Genomic DNA, 18,257 nt, shown 5'->3' with positions numbered 1-18,257 from the left:
TTAATACAGACTTAATAAGTAAATTTGTGCAAAATTGATACGTTGAAGTTAAGTAATTCTGCAAATGCCATAGAAAACCACGATACCATTGTAACCATTGGTACCTTTGATGGTGTGCATATTGGGCATCAAAAAATAGTAAAGCGGTTAATTAATGCTGGAAATTTACAAGGGTTAAAATCTGTGGTTCTTACCTTTTTTCCACATCCGCGTATGGTGTTGCAAAAAGATTCTAACATTAAACTTATAAATACAATCGATGAGCGCCATGATATTTTGGAGGCTTTAGGTTTAGATTATTTATTGGTGAAAAAATTCACAATCGATTTTTCTCGCCTTTCGGCAGAAGATTTTGTAAAACAAATACTGGTCGATAAGTTGCATGCTAAAAAAGTAATTATTGGTTACGATCATCGATTTGGCAGAAATAGAAATGCGGATATTAACGATTTAAAAGCTTTTGGAGAACGCTTTGGTTTTGAGGTTGAAGAAATTTCGGCTCAAGATATAGACGATGTTTCCGTGAGTTCTACAAAAATTAGAACTGCTTTAATAGATGGAGATATTGCCAAAGCCAATAGTTATTTAGGCTATCCATTTATGCTAAATGGAAGTGTAGTAAAAGGCAAAGGTTTGGGGAAGCAAATCGATTACCCAACAGCAAATATTAAAATTGAAGAAGATTATAAGTTGATACCAAAACAAGGTGCATATATAGTAAATGCTACAATTAATAACCAGTTGGTCTATGGTATGATGAATATAGGTGTGAACCCAACAGTTAATGGGAGCAAGCAAACTATTGAAGTTCATTTTTTAGATTTTGATGCCGATCTTTATGATAAAACTCTTCAAATTAATTTATTAGAGCGTATTCGAGATGAAGAAAAATTCGAATCGGTTGAGGCTTTAAAAACACAACTTTCAAAAGATAAAATTTTTACACGCGACTATATCCAAAAGCTACATGGTTAATAATTGGTTGTTTAAGCATATAGATAATTCGGCACTTGTTGTATTTCGTATTGTTTTTGGATTATTATGTTTTTTAGAATCGGTTGGCGCTATATTTACAGGTTGGATTACTAAAACTTTAGTAGAGCCAAAATTCACATTTTCATTTATTGGTTTCGAGTGGTTGCAACCACTTCCCGGAAACGGCATGTATTTTTATTACGGCATCATGGGGGTTTTTGCCTTGGGCGTTATGCTAGGTTATAAATACCGTTTTAGTATTATAGCCTTTGCGTTTATGTGGTCGGCTACATATTTAATGCAAAAATCATCATACAATAACCATTATTATTTGTTAATGTTGCTTAGTAGTATTATGGTTTTTATGCCCGCAAATGCCTATGCTTCCATAGATGCTAACCAAAATAGCAGTATTAAGAGTTTTTCAATGCCACAGTGGTGTAAGTTGGTTTTTATACTGCAATTACTTATTGTTTACACTTATGCATCGGTTGCTAAATTTTATCCCGATTGGTTAGATACTACGGCTGTTGAGCTTTTAATGCGTGGTAAAAAGAATTTTGTTTTAGTTGGTGAATTGCTTCAACAAAAAACGGTGCATTATTTTCTAGCTTACGGAGGTATTTTGTTTGATGGATTAATAATTCCGTTATTACTTTTCAAGCCTACAAGAAAGTATATGTTTTTTGCATCTATATTTTTTCATTTGTTTAATGCGGTTGTTTTTCAAATCGGAATCTTCCCTTTTTTATCTTTAGCGTTTTCCCTTTTCTTTTTTGAAGCTGAAACGGTTAGGAACATATTTTTAAAAAAGAAGCCTTTATATGTTGAAGGTGAAGTATTTCTTCCGAAGAAAAAAACGTTTTTAATAGGTTTGTTTTCAGTATATTTTTTAATTCAAATGGCATTACCGTTACGTCATCATTTTATTGAAGACAATGTGCTTTGGACGGAAGAAGGCCATCGTTTATCTTGGCGTATGATGCTAAGAGTTAAGCACGGCAGTACATCTTACGTTGTTGAAAATAAAAAAACAGGAAAACGATTTGTTGTTAAGTTGAACGATTATTTAACAGCAAAACAAAAACGCTCGGCAAGCACCAAACCAGATGTTATGTGGCAGTTTGCTCAACGGCTAAAAAAAGAATATAGTGAAAAAGGCGAGGACATTGCGGTTTATGTAAATTCTGAAGTGAGTGTAAACGGCAGAAAGTATCAACTTTTTATAGATCCTAAAGTTGATTTGGCAAGTTTAGAATGGCGTGCCTTTAAGCATAACGATTGGGTTTTAAGCTCGGATTTACAAGCTAAGTAAGTGGCACTGTTTACTTTTAATTGTTACTAACAGGGCATTAGAACTTATTAGTGAAATTCGTTGCTACTAACGGCTCAAAATAATTCCCAATTCCCTAAATTTGTTTCTTAAATTTTCAGCACATGTTACAAGTACCTTTTATTAAAGAAAACAAAGATTTGGTTATTAGTCGTTTGGAAAAAAGAAACATCGACGCCACCAGCATGATTAACGACGTTATTGCGCTAGATGAAGATCGTAAACGCATCCAGACGGAATTAGACAACACGCTAGCCGAATCGAATTCCCTTTCTAAAGAAATTGGAAACTTGTATAAATCCGGACAGGCTCAAAAGGCAAATGTTTTAAAAGAAAAAACGAGCCAACTAAAAGAGGCTTCAAAAGAATTTAGTGATACGTTGAATACTACGGTAGAAGCTTTAGCTCAATTATTGTATAAAATCCCTAATGTACCTAATGAAACGGTGCCTAAAGGAAGTACTGAAGATGATAACGAAGAGATTTTTAAAGAAGGCGAAATTCCTGTATTGCACGATGGTGCATTGCCACACTGGGAGCTTGCTAAGAAATATGATATTATAGATTTTGAACTTGGAAATAAAATTACAGGTGCAGGATTTCCAGTATATAAAGGTAAAGGTGCGCGTTTACAACGTGCTTTAATTGCTTACTTTTTAGACAAAAATACGGCAGCTGGATATACAGAATATCAATTACCACTTTTAGTGAACGAAGCCTCTGGTTTTGGAACTGGCCAATTGCCAGATAAAGAAGGGCAAATGTACCACGTTGGAGAAGATAACTTATACTTAATTCCAACAGCTGAGGTGCCAGGAACTAATATTTTTAGAGATACCATTCTTGATGAAAGTGAATTGCCAATTGGTATTACGGGTTATACACCATGTTTTAGACGTGAAGCTGGTAGTTATGGCGCTCATGTTCGTGGTTTAAATAGACTACACCAGTTTGATAAAGTTGAAATTTTACGTGTAGAACATCCATCAAACTCGTATAAGGCGTTAGATGGCATGGTAGAGCATGTTAAAGGTATTCTTCAAGAGTTAAAATTACCTTATAGAATTTTAAGACTTTGTGGTGGCGATTTAGGTTTTACTTCAGCGTTAACTTTCGATTTCGAATTATTTTCTACAGCACAAGACCGTTGGTTAGAAATTTCGTCTGTATCTAATTTTGAAACGTTTCAAGCAAACCGATTAAAACTTCGATTTAAAAATGCTGAAGGTAAAAATGAACTTGCCCATACTTTAAACGGAAGCTCATTGGCTTTACCTAGAGTTCTTGCTGGTATTTTGGAAAATTACCAAACAGAAGAAGGTATTGTAATTCCTGAAGTACTTCAATCTTACACAGGTTTCAAAATAATTGATTAGTAGGGAGTTATATTTTAAATAATAAGTTAATTCTTACTTTTTTAATTCGTTTTATCGACGAAATACATGAAAAGTTAGTTTTTGTGTAGATATTCTATGGTTTTCTTTGCTTTTTCGAAATTATTTTTGAATTTAGCATAACCAATCTACCAAAACCTACTCAACCATGAAAAATTTTAAGCGTATTTTATTACTTGCGGCACTTGCTTTTGTAGCGAGTCAGGTTTTATTTTCTGATTTTGAAATAGTAAAAACTGAAAATAAAATTGCAGCAATAGTAAACGAGTAGATTTTATACTATTTAAAATCGTAAAATTAATCAACCCAAACAACATGTAGATCATGTTGAACTTGTCCCCAATTAAATATGATCTAGTTTTTGACTTGACAAAACGTTAATATAGAACTTTATTTTTGGTTGGTTATGCCCGAATTTTATTCGGGCATTTTTATGCGGTATACTTAAATTCGGGTTAACGGGTATTTCGTTTTTATAAATTATAAAAATCCATACCGTAGCATACCAAAAGTAAGGGGAGTAACTTTTTTCATGTTAGACTTGGTCAGATAATGTTAGTTAGGCGTATTTTACTTAATTATCATTTTTTTTGTAATTGTAGAATGGTCTGTTTCAATAGTAAAAATATAAACACCTAAAGTTAAATTAGCAGGTAAGGTTATATTTTTATCAGAAGAATTAAGTAGTTCGTTCAATACATTTTGTCCTAAAATATTAGTACCTGTGATGTTTTCAATTGAAAAATTATCAGGATTGGTAATATGTATAGCGGCATCTGAAGCATCGTAATACATACTAACAATGTCTTGAGTAATCTCATTATCTGAAATACCTAAAGTATTTGTAGGTTTAGCGAATACAATTTCAAATCTATTAGCAGTAATACCTTCTTCAACAGAAGTAGTATAGCTTGAGTTTTCTAATAAATCGTGATACGTTTGTGTTAAATTATCTTTTAAGTATAACTCAAAACCTTCCGTAGGGTATTTTAATTCTGCTAAACTAATTACAACTTCACCTGCTGTTTGTGTTTTTACAGAAAGTGGTAATGCGGTTGTTTCAGTAGGCAGGTCTATACCTTGAATAACAAAATTACTTTCGCCAATATTCCAAAACATATCTTCTCCATTGTCTTCAATTAGAGGCGCATCATAACCTCTGTCGTTTTGTATAGTTGCGTTTTCGTCTATTGTTGTTAATAATTGACGTATATAGCCGTTAGGTGAGTTGTAGTTTAAACGTAATTTGGTACGTAAATCTTCTAAGCTCGAGTCTGTTGTAGCTGTTGTAGTTTTTTTGGCTGTTCTTCTTAGAAATATAGAGGTGCTACTATTTGTTTCTGTAGCAAATGTACGTTGGTTGTTGTTAAATTTAATATCTGTACTTGATGTTGCTGTTACAAAGAACCCTTGCCCAACAGGAATGTTTTTTGTTGGTGTTTTAGTTCCTGTTCCTAAACCGCTAACAGCGGGATCGGAAGCTGTATGAGACCCCGCAATTGCCGGTGCTCCTCCTGAAAGATTATAAGTTCCATAGCCACCTTGATATTCTCTATATATATGCGAACCACCTCCAAAATGTTCCCAAAAATAAAGAGTGCCATTTAAAGCTCCACCAGATGAATCTAAGTTGTCATTTATGAATATATCAGCATCAATAGCAGAAGGGTATGGATTTCCTATTAGGTAATCGTTACCTGCTGTAATAGGTAGAAGTATTTCTCCATTATTTGGAGTGCCTTGAAATACGTAGTTTTTATCTGTACTAACAGATCCGGTTCCAGGGCCTTTCATGGTGTAACCTTCACCAACTTTTATAGAGTTAGTGCTGCCTACATGTTCCCATAAGCTATAGTTGTCACTTTGGTTATTTGAGTATTTCCAAATCCAGTAGTCTGCTATTTGTATTGGAGAGGTTGTGTTATTACCATCGTAACCACCTACAAAACTAATAGAGCTAGGATTATCCGCATCTTCACCATCTCTTAAAATACTTGCAACAGTGTAAGTTTCATCTCCATCAATATCAGCATTTGGGTTTGAGGTATGTACTGGGGAAGACCAATAGTTATAAGTGTATAGGTTTTCTGTACCTTGTTGGTCTCTTTCTATAGAACCTGCAGCTTCTAAAACACTTTCTTCTGTTTGAATTAATTGAGATTCACCTTCTAAATCGATAAGTCCAGCTAGGTTTAAGTACCAAGAGTTGTTAAGTTCAACATCACTTTGTATTGATAATTCAACACCAGCATCAACTATTAAACCAGCTGTTGCATGTCTAGTTGCGGTTGTTAGACTGTGTTTAACATGTACTATAGACCAATCTTGATTGGTTGTTTCAGCGTCAATATCCCAAACATAACCGTGTAGCCATGTGTTTGTTGAGTTCCAAGGCCCTGCAGCTTTAGTCTCATAAGGTAATGGTGCGGTTTGGAAGTAAATGTTTTTGATGTTATATAGCCTTGCTCCTGTGCCAACATCGATAGTTAATGTTGTGGCGTCATCTACAATATCTCCTTTAAAAGTATCCATTTTAAAATACCTAACTAGAGATGTGTTAAATGTGTTTGCAGCATCAATATCTAAAGGAACTATGGCGCCTTGATTAAAATTAGTATCGCTCAATTCTTGATAAACCATTCTTTGGAATGAAGTTTCACTTAAAGCTTCGTTGAATAAACGCACTTCATCTATTTCTCCTTCAAAATAGCGGGTGTCTGTATTTGGTGTTCTTCCTATGGTAAAGTTAGTTGTACCTGTAGTAAAAGAACCTGTTGCTGTTCCGTTTGCTACATTGTGGCCATTAACATAAAGTATAAATTCGTTTGATCCACTGTTATAAGTTGCTCCAACATGTACCCAAATATCTTCTGGTAAAATAACAGTATCTTCTAGAGTGTTGCCGTTCGCTTCAACTTTTACAACACCAGTGTTAGTAATTATTATATTAAAGTTTTTTTGCCCAACAACAACACGATCGTTGCTTGCTCCTGGTTCAATTTTAATCCATGCCATAATGGTTGCATTTGCCCAGGCATCTATTATTATAGTATCTTCTACATAATCATTTCGACCATCGAATAAAAGTGTATAGCTATTATCTAAGCCTCTTGGTGAACCGTAATAGCTAGTGTCTGTGTCAAAAGCGTCAAGAATACCATCTTTATCTACATCTGTAGTGCCATCAATAACACCGTCGTTATCGGCATCTAAATGGGCGTAAATTTCAGTAGTATCTATATCACTTCCGTTGGTTGTATCGTTACTAGCATCATTACTGTCTACATCTAAATAATCAGGAATTCCATCTCCATCAGAATCCAAAGGTCCAGCATATGCTTGAGAACCAAAATCATCACCATCACCGTCATCATCATTACCATCAATAGGGCCTAAAAGTCCGTCACTATCAAACTCATCATTAGCAATACCAGTTTCAACGTCTGTTCCTTCAGAAACACCATCTCCACTTACGTCCAAATCACCTTTACCATCATATTCAACAACATCAAAAATTGCATCGTTATCAGAGTCTAAATCTAAATAGTCAGGAGTGCCATCACCATCAGAATCACGAGGCGTTGCTGTTTCATAAAAATCGTGCATACCGTTATTGTTAGCATCTACCCATGTTGAGCCTGCAACAGTGGCATCAAAATCCGGATCTGGATCTGCAACAGCGCCATATTCTATAATGTTTGGTATGCCATCGTTATCATTATCTAAATCTAATACATCTGGCACACCGTCATGGTCTAAATCACATAATGTTTGTGTAATTAAAATATCATCTATAGCTAAATCATTTCCTAGGCCACCTGGTGAGTTATTAATAAATTGAATTACAAATTCGGATTCACTAATACTAATTGATGTTCCAAATTCTATCCAAACAGAATCTACACAGTTATTTCCTGTTGTACATCTTGTGATATCACCAGTTTCAAAACTACCAAATTCGGTACTGTAATCTGAAGATAAAAATTTAACTGTAACATTCGGATTTACCCTTGGTAATTCACTTGAATTGAATGTATTATCAGCATTATCAATATTTATCGCCCAAAATGTATAATTAACAGATACATTAGGTAAAATACCGGATACTATAGTTTCGTAAAAAACCCCTGGATCATCGGCTGCATTAAAAATAGCCATTCTACCGTTAGTATCTCCAGGTGTATGATCTTCTCCTTTATACCAAACACGGTCGGCCCAGTTAGATACATCTGGTTCAGTTGAACCAATATTTACAGAGCCATTAGCATCGGTAATAGAATAATGAACTGCATATTCTCCATCATTAATATTAATTTCACTATCGCATTCGTCAGAATCTTGCCCCGCAAGTCCATTTTCATAGCAATATGATGTTGTGGCTCCAGGTGAATTACCATTTATAACTTGCCTAAGTGTACCCGCCCCAAAACTTTCATATAGAAACTCTGTTTCTACAACCGAGGCATTTGTGTATGTTAGACATGTGTTTTCCTCAACACCATCGGCAATACCATCATTATCATCATCAATATCGATATTGTTAGAAATACCATCACCATCGGTATCTGGATATAATTCTTGACCTTCTCCCTCTATTAAAAAAGAGTATGTTCCATCGATAACATCGTTACTATTAATAAGGACAGTAGCAGATATGCCACTAGTTAATGTGCTAGGGTCAAAGCTAATAGAAAATGTAGTAGACTCACCAGTGTTAAGAACCGTAAGAGCACTAGGCTGCGATATAATTGTAAAATCTGGGCTAGATCCAGATTGAAACGTAATAGGATTAACACCTAAAGACCCTAGAACAAGTGCTTGACCTCCATTATTCGTTATCGTATATACCCTTGTTTTAGCTCCTCCATTTAAATCGTAAATACCAAAATCTGTAAAATTACCAAAAAGAGGTGTTGTAGATCCAGCAGGTATTTCAACGGTATTACCTTTAACAACAATGTCTTGTGCTGATGATGGGTCTATAGATATATTTAATTCATAATCTTCAAATTCTTCTGGATTTCCAGATGTTGTTCCACAAACTTCACCTGAGGAATGATAATTTCTAGCACCTACACGTATAATGGTAGAGCCTGTTAAAGCAGAGTTGGGTACTGTAAAGTTTAAAGGCGCAAAAGTAGGTGTGTAGGATTCTGTGCCATTAGTTTCATATATTTTTTCGCCAGGATCGTCAAAATTTCCATTTTGATTATAATCGATATAAGCTGCCCAACCAGCCGATTGATTACCTCCACCTATTGAAACCGTTAAACTATAACTACCTCCTAGAAACAAATCGGCAGGATTAAGATTAGTATAATTACCATAACCACCATCGTCTCCAGAGCCATTATTGATAGTCGTAGATTCTCCTGGTAAAAATACATTAGAAATATATCTAATGCCTTGTGAGTTGCTTGTTGGTACGCAACCTCCGTGATTGACAGTTACATTTACAGTAGCAGTATCGCAATCTGGTGTAACGTCGCAAATTTGATAAGTAAAACTATCTGTACCAATAAAACCAGTTGCAGGTATATATTCGAAAACACCATCTGAAACTTCTGTAATTACACCACCTTGCGCTGTTGTAATAGGAGATGTTAAAGTGTAGTTTTCTGTATCTCCACCATCTGATCCTAAATTATCATTTAAACTCACGTCTATTTGGTTTGCTGTGCCCGTGCTACTGTTGGTAATTACATTTAATTCATCATCTGCTGCTGTAGGTGTGTCTCGTTCAATAATTTCTATTAAGTAGTCTTCATATTCTGCGGCTATCGAAGTATTGTTATCACAAGCTTCTGGTTGACTTTGAAACCTAATTCCAACACGCATAACTGTTAAACCAACAGCTGCTACTGAAGGTATGCTTATATTTATTGATGGATAAGGAGTTACTTCCCAAGCTGTAGACATATACATTATTTCTCCTGCATCTTCAAAATCGCCATCTTGGTTTAGATCTAAAAACACGGCTAAATTAACTTGATTTTTTGGCCAGTTCATTACAGATTCGCCTGTAAGGGTTACGGTGTAAGATGTTCCCTTATAAAAATCGACCGCAGGAACAGTACCTGTAAAATCACTATAGCCTCCACTATCTCCCGAACCATTATCTAAAGTATAACTTTCACCAGGTACATTTACATTTGAAAAGAACACAGTTCTAGAAGAAGCCGTAGAACTACTTGTTGGTGTACACGTATCAAAGCCTACAGTGATATTTACTGTTGCTGTATCAAAATCACCATTACTATCGGCAAGTGTATAAACAAAACTATCGGCACCTACATAACCTGGTGCAGGTACATATTGAAACACACCATCTGTAACTTCTGTAACCATCCCACCATTAGCTGTTGTAAAAGGATCTGTTACAATAGAATAGTCATCACCATCTGTTCCGTGAGATGTCCCTATATTATCATTCGTACTAACATCAATTTGGTTATCTAAACCTACGCCACTATTTACTAAAACATTTAAATCATCATCTTCAGCAATAGGGTCTAAAATAACTAGTGCACTAATGTTTAAAGTATAATCTTCAACATCACCACGATAGGTATTTGTGAAATCGCAACCATCGCTTGATAAAAGTCCTCCAACATTGTTGGCATTTCCACAACTTGAACAAAAAGCTGATTGAATCCTTAATGTAGATGTCGATGTAATTGCCGTGGGTGAAACAGTAAAACTTCCTGAAATAGTACGGGTAAGGTTACCATCATCTGTGTAGCTATTATCAAATATTTCTGTAAAACTGCCTGTATTGTTGTAATCTATCCAAATTCTAACCTGGAGGTCTCCCCATGTTTGTCCTTGATTGTTAGATTCTTGTATAGAAAAATTATACGTATTACCTGCTGTAACATCAGCCGAAATAGACGTGTAGTCTGTATACCTTGTATTAGTATTTGGGTTGTTAATTTCGGTAACAGAGTTGTCTCCATCAATAGTAACCTTAGAGATGTAATGTCCGTTCCAGTCAACTAGATCGTTGCCTCCTAGATTGTTAATGTCATAAGAGCACTGCGCATCAACAGCATTAAAAACAAATAAACACAATAAGGAGGCTAATGTATTTTTAAATACACCTGGTAGGTAAGAGTATATTTTTTCCATAAATAAGTTCTTGTGGGGAGGGACGCCAATTAATTCTTTTAGGGTTTGTCGTTTTTTAAGTGATAACAAAACACTTTTTTTAAAATATTTTATGATTTATCTATTTAATTTACAGCAATTTATTACGCTATTAATAAATTATCGATGAGCTGTAATTTTTATAAATTGAAAATCAAAGCAAGAATAGGTGATACGCACTTAACTAGGTAATTAATTGGGTGTAGTGATTAAAAAACGGGGTAAACTGTTATAGACCAACGGTTATGCTGCGCTTTAGTTCGTTTCCATAGGCGTCTACTACGGTGATAATATGGGTGCCAATTTCAGGAATTATGGCCATTTCATGGATATCTTTGGTTGTGCCTATAAAAAGCTCGTCTATAGACCAATGGATATTTAGTTCTGGGCGAGAATGCGCTATTTTTAAGATTAATTCGTTGGTTTTACCATCAAAATCTTTAGGTAGAAAAATAGTATTATTTTCTTTAGGGTAAATAAATTCTATAGAAACGGCATTTTCGCCAAAACAATCAGGCTTAAATTTAGGTAATGGTTTGTAAAATGGGTTTTTAGTTTTATAGTAATAGTTCATTAACGCCGGTAAAACAAACCAAGATTTATGAGTAATATTACCAATGTCTTCGCACGAGGAATTTACCTGATAAGTTTCATCTTTATTTAAATGAATTAAAACATGATATGGACAAGGTTTGGTTTTTAAACCTGCTAACTGAATGTATTTCTCTTCCGCAGTATCACAATATTGCGATGCACGGTGCCCACTTTGTTTACAGATTGCTACTTTTTTCATTTCATCAAAAGGTTCTGGAAACCAATCGCTGTTAGGTAAGCTTTCAAAAACATCAAACATTATTGGGGCAGCTGCTTGCACACCAACCAAACCAGGGCGACCTTCACCATCGGCATTACCAACCCAAACGCCTACAACGTAATCTTTTGTAGAGCCAATAGCCCAAGCATCTCGAAAACCAAAACTAGTACCTGTTTTCCATGCAATTTGTTTCGATCCATCAAAAAACTCCCAACTTTCGTCACTTTCTGGTCGGTTAACTTCTTTCAAGCTTTGGTAAGTTAGGTAGGTAGAAGCGGCATCAAATAGCGTTTTGTCTGTGGTTTGCTTTCCGAAGTTAATTTTAGTTGAAGCTAAAAAAGTGGGTTCGCAAAATTCGTTTGAAAAATAAGTGCTCGAGTTTTCAGAAAAATGATTTAACGTAGAAGATAGTGCGGCGTAACTTTTACATAAATCCCATAGGTTACTTTCTGCACCACCAAGTATAAGCGATAAACCATAGTGGTTAGCATCGTATTTTAAATCTTTTAATTTTAGACATTTTAAATATTGATAAAATCTATCTAAACCAAAATCTTGCAACATTCTTACAGCTGGTACATTTAATGACCTTGATAAAGCTCGACTTGCTGGCACGGCACCATCATAAGTTTTATTGTAGTTTTCGGGATTATAACTACCATATTGTGTAGGCACATCGGCCACTAAGGTATTGGGCAGTAAATCGCCAGAATCCAACATGGCAGCGTATAGAAAGGGTTTTAAAATACTACCAGTACTTCTTGGTTTATCAATGATGTCGACATCTTTTTGGTGCGCTCTATCGGTAGGTGTATTGCCAATATAGGCTAGAACTTGCCTTGTTTTTACATCTAAAACTAAAACGGCTGCATTGTAAATTTCGTTTTGACTTAATTTATTATAGTGGTTCTTTACAATGTAGTTTATACGGTTTTGTAATTTAATATCAATAGTGGTTTGTACGCGGGCTCCACTTTGTGTTTGTGCTACTTTTTGTAATAAGTGTGGTGCGGTTTGTGGCAACGGGTAGGGTTTTTGTGGTAAACCTTCGGCAACAGAAAGCTCGTAAGTAAGTGTGTCTATTTTCGAGTTTTCTAGAAGTTTTTTTAATAATCTATTTCGCTTTTTTAATAAACGTTCTTGGTTTTTTCCTGGGTAAATTAAACTTGGCGCATTGGGTAAAACGGCTAATGTTGCACTTTCTGCCCAAGAGAGGTTGTTGGCATTTCGATTAAAATACCGCCATGATGCCGCATCTAGACCAACCACATTTCCCCCGAAAGGGGCATTACTTGCGTAATGCGTTAAAATGGTGTTTTTAGATACAGATAACTCTAGGCGTGTCGCCAATATAATTTCAATAACTTTTTCGAAATAGGTTCTGCTTTTCCCTTTCCGCGCTAAGCGAATTACTTGCTGCGTAATAGTACTTCCGCCACGTTTTATACCACCAGATTTTAAATTTTCTTTTAAAGCTTTAAAAATTGATATAGGATTAAAACCAGGGTGTTTATAGAAATATTCGTCTTCAAACTGAACAATGCAGGTTTTAAATTTATTAGGAATAGAATCGTTATGCGGAAATCGCCATTGTCCGTCTTTTGCAATTTGCGCGCCAAGCAATTGGTTGTTAGAACTCGTAATTACCGTAGCTGTAGGGTCTTTAAATAGTGGGTTGGGTAAACAAAAATAGTAGGCTACTAGAATTAGCGCCACTATTGCCGATTTTACTTTATGTTGTTTTATGTAGTTTAACATGATCATCACTTAAATTATATACTCTAAGCATGTTTGTTTAGATGTAAATTTGCATAATTTTATGATGAATTTTAGTCTAAATTAGCGAAAGCTGTATTCTCGTTCTACCTTACAAATTTTTACATTGTACCAGCTATACCAATTGTTTTTTCCTTTTTGTTGAGCCTCTAAATGATCGGTTTGGGCTTTCCAATTTTTTATGGCTTCTAAACTTTTCCAGTAACTTACGGTAATACCAATTTGGTTTCTAGCACTTTCTATACCTAAAAAACCATCTTGTTCTTTAGCTAAGGCCTCCATTTTTTCGGCCATAGCATTGTAGCCTTCGGTATCTTCGTTTAAAGTTGATGTAAAAATAACCGAATAATAGGGTAAATGGTTCATTATAGGAAGATTTAGTTAATTGTAGCGCTTTTTTTTACTAATATAGCTATTCGTATTATTTAAAATACGAAGCATAAAGAAAAATAGTAAAGTCATTAAAAAAGAAATTCTAATATTATTTATTTTTTTACTCGCTGTAAAAGCCCAAGCGCAATTGGGATTTTGTAGCGGTAATTCTGGCGACCCTATTTTTACCGAAACCTTTGGAGTCGGCACAGCTAATGCATCTTTACCAGCCGGAACAACAAGCTATACTTTTGCTAGCGGGCAACCAAACGATGGATCTTATACTTTATCTAGCAGTACAAATTGGTTTGGTTGGCACAATATTAGCGACCATACAGCTAGCGATACTAATGGCCGAAATCTAGTAATTAATGCCGATTTCACTTCTGGTGAATTTTACAGAACTGCTATTAGTGGTTTATGTGAAAACACAACGTATGAGTTTTCGTCTTGGATGATAAATTTACTACCCGCCAACCATAGTTGTGGCGCAGGAATACCTATAAATGTAAAGTTTGAAATTTGGGATAGCACCGACACCCAATTATTGGCAAGTGGAGATACTGGAGATATTTTTGGAACATCTAGTCCCGATTGGAGACAATATGCTTTAGTATTTCAATCTAAACCTGGGCAAACTGCTGTTATTTTAAAAATGTTGAACAATGGTATTGGTGGTTGCGGAAACGATTTAGCCATAGACGATATTGTTTTTAAAACATGTGGAGACACTGTTATTATAGAAGATGCTTTAAATGAAACACATGTTGCCGTTTGTGAAAATAGTACACCATTCTCGACCGAGTTAAAAGTAACGCCCGATTTTTCTATTTTTTCTTCACATTTTTATCAATGGCAAGAAAGTAACGACGGCACAAATTGGGTAGATATTGTTGGTGAAAATACAGATAGATACACCACGTCACCACTTTTTAATACTACGTTTTACAGGGTTAAAGTAGCCGAGGATGCTGTTAATTTAGCTAACGACTCATGTAATTCTACCTCCGATATTTTTGAAGTTCAAATTATTCCGCAACCTAATGCGCCAACTAGTAATGGCGACGTTATGATTTGCGAAAATGATACAACGCCGCTAAGTGTTACCGTGCCTTCTAGTGTAATTGTAAATTGGTATTCTGCGGCTACTGGCGGAACTTTATTACAGGCAGATAGCAGAACTTTTAATGCTACAACCAGCGGAACATATTACGCTGAGGCGGAAACCGAAATAGGAAATTGTATCTCTAATACACGAACAGCAGTACAAATCACTTTTTCTGAAATTCCTGATTTTGAAGATGAAACCTTGATGTTTTGCGAAACCGAAACTATAGAATTACATGCCGATACGAATATTTCTACAGCTACGTTTTTATGGAATACGGGCGTTACAAGTGAATTTATAACGGTAGATCAGGCCGGAATTTATACCGTAGATATTACTAATGAAACCTGTACAGTAACAAAAACAATAACGCTTGCGCGGATAGATTTACCTCGTATTGAATCTGTAGAGTCTGTTGGAAAAAGTATTGTGATAACCACTGAAAATATGGGTGATTTTCTGTATTCTATTAACGGAAATATATTTCAACCAAATCCCATTTTTACTAATATTGAAGGAGGTAGTTATACTATTTATGTGAAACACCAAAACTGTGATACGTTAGTTTCTATAGACTTTATTCACTTTTTTATCCCGAAGTTTTTCACGCCAAACGGTGATGGCGTAAATGATAATTTTGATTTAAAAGGCATTGAGTTTTACCAAACCTCGCAAGTTTCTATTTTCGATAGATATGGAAAGCTTTTAAAATTTTCTAAAAATGCTGCATTTTCATGGGATGGATTGTTTGCAGGGAAGCTTCTTGAAACAGACGACTATTGGTACGTTGTTGAAATTAATTCGCAACAATTTAGAGGGCATTTTACTTTAAAGCGATAAAAAACAAGAGTTGTTTATTTATCGGTGTTAAGTTCGTATGTTTTTAGCTCAAGCTGTTCACCATCAAAAACACCATAGGTAAAATATTGAATCCAATCTCCAATATTTAGATAATTAGAGTTGTTACCTAAATCAATATTCATTGGTAAGTGTCGGTGACCAAAAATAAAGTAATCACGATATTTATCTTCTAGTTTTCGTTTGGCATATTGTACAAGCCATTCGTTTTCTTCCCCTAAAAATGTAGCATCGTCGTCGCCAGAAATTAGTTTGTTTTTAACCGATAAATATTGTGCAATTCCTACGCCAATATCTGGGTGTAACCAACGGAATAACCATTTAAAAACCGGATTAGTAAATACTTTTTTCATGCGTTTATAACCCTTGTCATATGGGCCTAAACCGTCGCCATGACCAATAAAAAATGTTTTATTATTGAAAACAAATTCTTTAGGTTTATGGTAAACTGGTATGTTAAGTTCTTCTTGAAAATAGCCATCCATCCAAAGGTCGTGGTTGCCCACAAAATAATGGATTGGTATTCCAGAGTCTGATATTTCGGCAAGTTTCCCTAAGGTTCTTGTAAAACCTTTTGGGACTACTGTTTTGTATTCAAACCAAAAATCAAATAAATCTCCCATTAAAAATATTACAGCCGCATCATGCTTAATTTCATCTAGCCAAGCCACGAATCTTTTTTCACGTGGATAAGAGGCTTCCTTTGTTGGAGCTCCTAAATGATTGTCTGAGGCGAAATATATTTTTTTTCCTTTTGGAATTTGCATACTGTAAATATAACTTTTTTAGGAAGAATGTGTGTTGTTGCAGTCATCCTCTGCAAACGGATTCTTTAAGCTTTAAGTGTTCTGTATGCGCATCTTAATTATGAAAAGTTACGCACACAGATATTTTTTGATCTTAGTCAAAAAGAGCTTTAAGTTCTGAGGCTTGGCTTGGTTTTATTTTTCCAGCTAATAATAAACTTAATTGTTTACGACGCAAAGCTGCATCAAAACGTTCTTTTTCAAGTTCGGTTTCTGGTTGTACTTCTGGTACAGGGATTGGACGTCCAGTTTCATCTACGGCAACAAAAGTGTAAATAGCTTCGTTAGCTTTGGCGCGGTCGCCAGATTCGCGATCTTCGATCCAAACATCTAGAAAAACTTCCATTGAGGTTTTAAAGGCTCGAGATACTTTAGCTTCTACTGTTACTACGCTACCAAGTGGTACGGCACGGTTAAAAGCAACGTGGTTTACCGAGGCGGTAACCACAATACGGCGCGAGTGTCTACGTGCTGCAATACTGGCTGCGCGATCCATTCTGGCCAATAATTCGCCACCAAATAAGTTGTTTAACGGGTTGGTTTCACTAGGTAAAACCAAATCTGTCATTATAGTTCTAGATTGTTCAGGTGTTTTTACTTGCATCAAAAATAATTAGGTTTATGATGTGGCAAAGTTAACAATTATGCGAGTAAAAGAACCGCGGTTTTGTAAAAACTACTAGTCTAGTTTTTTTACAAGTAACCAAGCGTCTTTATTATGCGAAGTTTTAATGTTTTGCAAAGCTTTTCTAGCTTCTGCACGTGTTTCAAAACTAGCATAAACAACTTGGTGTAAACCGTATTTATTTGTGCCAATTTTACGAGCGCTAAAACCATCTGCTTTAAGTTGTGCTACCGTAGTATCACAATTTTCTTCTACTCTAAAAGCACCTGCTACAATATGGAAGTTACCCGTTTGTTTAGAAACGTTTAACGTTATTGCTGGCAATGGATTTAAATTAAAAGTAGCTTGTTGTATTTTAGTGTCTAACTGCTTTTCTGCTTCTTGCTGTGCTAATTGGTTATGTGTTTCAATTTGATTTACATAAAAATTAGAAGCCACTAAACCTCCAAACGTTAAAGCAACTACAGCTATGGCAGCATATTTTAAATATGGTCTGCTTTTGCGTTTTTCTGAAGTAACAGTAATTGGTATTACTTTTTCAATGCGTTCGGCTTGTTCTTTGTAAAGCTCACGTGTTACCGCTGGCGATTCAAATTGAGATAATCCAAAAGCATCTGTTAAATAATTTAATTGGTACGATGGCTCGAATGTAATTTTACCTTCAGCATTAAAAACAAGGCCTCCAATGTTTTTAAAATTTACGGTTTCGCCTTCGCTTAAATTATCTTTTAAAACTGCAACAAGTTTTGCAATCTTTTTATTTGCAACCTCGAAAGGTATTTTATCTACATCGGCAATATAATGTGCTAATAAACCGTCGTTTTTCTGAATTTGCTCATTAAAAGATAAAACTTTTTTTGGCGGGAAAAACGCGTTTGTAGTTTCGTTTATCGTTGCAGATACAGTTTGTGTCAAAAATGAACCCAACTCAGGGATGGTAACACATTCATATCTATATAGTAAGTCGCTTATGTAGGTATCTAATTGCATAAAGACAAAGTTAGAAAATTATAGTTTTCGATAAAATTTATCGTGATGTTTTTATTAACA

The 18,257-nt window shown here is 35.2% G+C and carries 11 protein-coding genes; 5 read left to right on the top strand and 6 right to left on the bottom strand.

The genetic code is table 11. The annotated features are described in order from the left end of the window. The first annotated feature begins 42 nt into the window (after positions 1-42). The 4 genes from V6246_RS09360 to V6246_RS09345 all read left to right on the top strand — a co-directional run bounded on the left by V6246_RS09360 (position 43) and on the right by V6246_RS09345 (position 3,973). Positions 43-975, top strand: coding sequence for a bifunctional riboflavin kinase/FAD synthetase (locus V6246_RS09360; protein WP_341560137.1), 933 nt, complete (start codon positions 43-45; stop codon positions 973-975). After that, the gene (locus V6246_RS09355) at positions 968-2,290 is read left to right on the top strand and encodes an HTTM domain-containing protein (protein WP_341560136.1); all 1,323 of its coding nucleotides are present in this window, start codon (positions 968-970) and stop codon (positions 2,288-2,290) included. Before V6246_RS09360 ends, V6246_RS09355 begins: the two co-directional genes overlap by 8 nt. Before the next feature lie 122 nt (positions 2,291-2,412). Beyond that, the gene (serS, locus tag V6246_RS09350) at positions 2,413-3,684 is read left to right on the top strand and encodes a serine--tRNA ligase (protein WP_042496090.1); all 1,272 of its coding nucleotides are present in this window, start codon (positions 2,413-2,415) and stop codon (positions 3,682-3,684) included. A 166-nt stretch (positions 3,685-3,850) separates the two neighbouring features. Further along, the gene (locus V6246_RS09345) at positions 3,851-3,973 is read left to right on the top strand and encodes a hypothetical protein (protein WP_262885141.1); all 123 of its coding nucleotides are present in this window, start codon (positions 3,851-3,853) and stop codon (positions 3,971-3,973) included. Positions 3,974-4,272: 299 nt separating this feature from the next. Here the strand turns inward: V6246_RS09345 and V6246_RS09340 are convergent, their stop codons facing one another. From V6246_RS09340 to V6246_RS09330, 3 genes are all read right to left on the bottom strand, one after another. After that, positions 4,273-10,830, bottom strand: coding sequence for a GEVED domain-containing protein (locus V6246_RS09340; RefSeq protein WP_341560135.1), 6,558 nt, complete (start codon positions 10,828-10,830; stop codon positions 4,273-4,275). A gap of 247 nt (positions 10,831-11,077) precedes the next feature. Next, complete coding sequence (gene pbpC / locus V6246_RS09335) at positions 11,078-13,420, bottom strand: penicillin-binding protein 1C (protein ID WP_445818993.1); 2,343 nt, start codon at positions 13,418-13,420, stop codon at positions 11,078-11,080. An 81-nt stretch (positions 13,421-13,501) separates the two neighbouring features. Beyond that, on the bottom strand, positions 13,502-13,804 hold the full coding sequence (locus tag V6246_RS09330; protein WP_341560134.1) for an antibiotic biosynthesis monooxygenase family protein: 303 nt from the start codon (positions 13,802-13,804) through the stop codon (positions 13,502-13,504). A gap of 154 nt (positions 13,805-13,958) precedes the next feature. Here V6246_RS09330 and V6246_RS09325 point away from each other — a divergent pair, with 154 nt between their 5' ends. Beyond that, positions 13,959-15,758: a T9SS type B sorting domain-containing protein gene (locus V6246_RS09325; protein WP_341560133.1), complete on the top strand. Its 1,800-nt coding sequence runs from the start codon at positions 13,959-13,961 to the stop codon at positions 15,756-15,758. A 14-nt stretch (positions 15,759-15,772) separates the two neighbouring features. On the opposite strand, the gene V6246_RS09320 is transcribed toward V6246_RS09325, so the two are convergent. The 3 genes from V6246_RS09320 to V6246_RS09310 form a co-directional block, all read right to left on the bottom strand. Beyond that, the gene (locus V6246_RS09320) at positions 15,773-16,543 is read right to left on the bottom strand and encodes a UDP-2,3-diacylglucosamine diphosphatase (protein WP_341560132.1); all 771 of its coding nucleotides are present in this window, start codon (positions 16,541-16,543) and stop codon (positions 15,773-15,775) included. Positions 16,544-16,676: 133 nt separating this feature from the next. After that, positions 16,677-17,186, bottom strand: a complete 510-nt coding sequence (locus V6246_RS09315) for an acyl-CoA thioesterase (RefSeq protein WP_282148811.1) — start codon at positions 17,184-17,186, stop codon at positions 16,677-16,679. A gap of 75 nt (positions 17,187-17,261) precedes the next feature. Next, positions 17,262-18,197: an HU domain-containing protein gene (locus tag V6246_RS09310; protein ID WP_341560131.1), complete on the bottom strand. Its 936-nt coding sequence runs from the start codon at positions 18,195-18,197 to the stop codon at positions 17,262-17,264. Positions 18,198-18,257: the final 60 nt, after the last annotated feature.

The organism is Algibacter sp. TI.3.09 (assembly GCF_038154905.1).
Classification (GTDB): Bacteria; Bacteroidota; Bacteroidia; order Flavobacteriales; family Flavobacteriaceae; genus Algibacter.
This window is presented reverse-complemented; position numbering and strand designations above follow the sequence as displayed.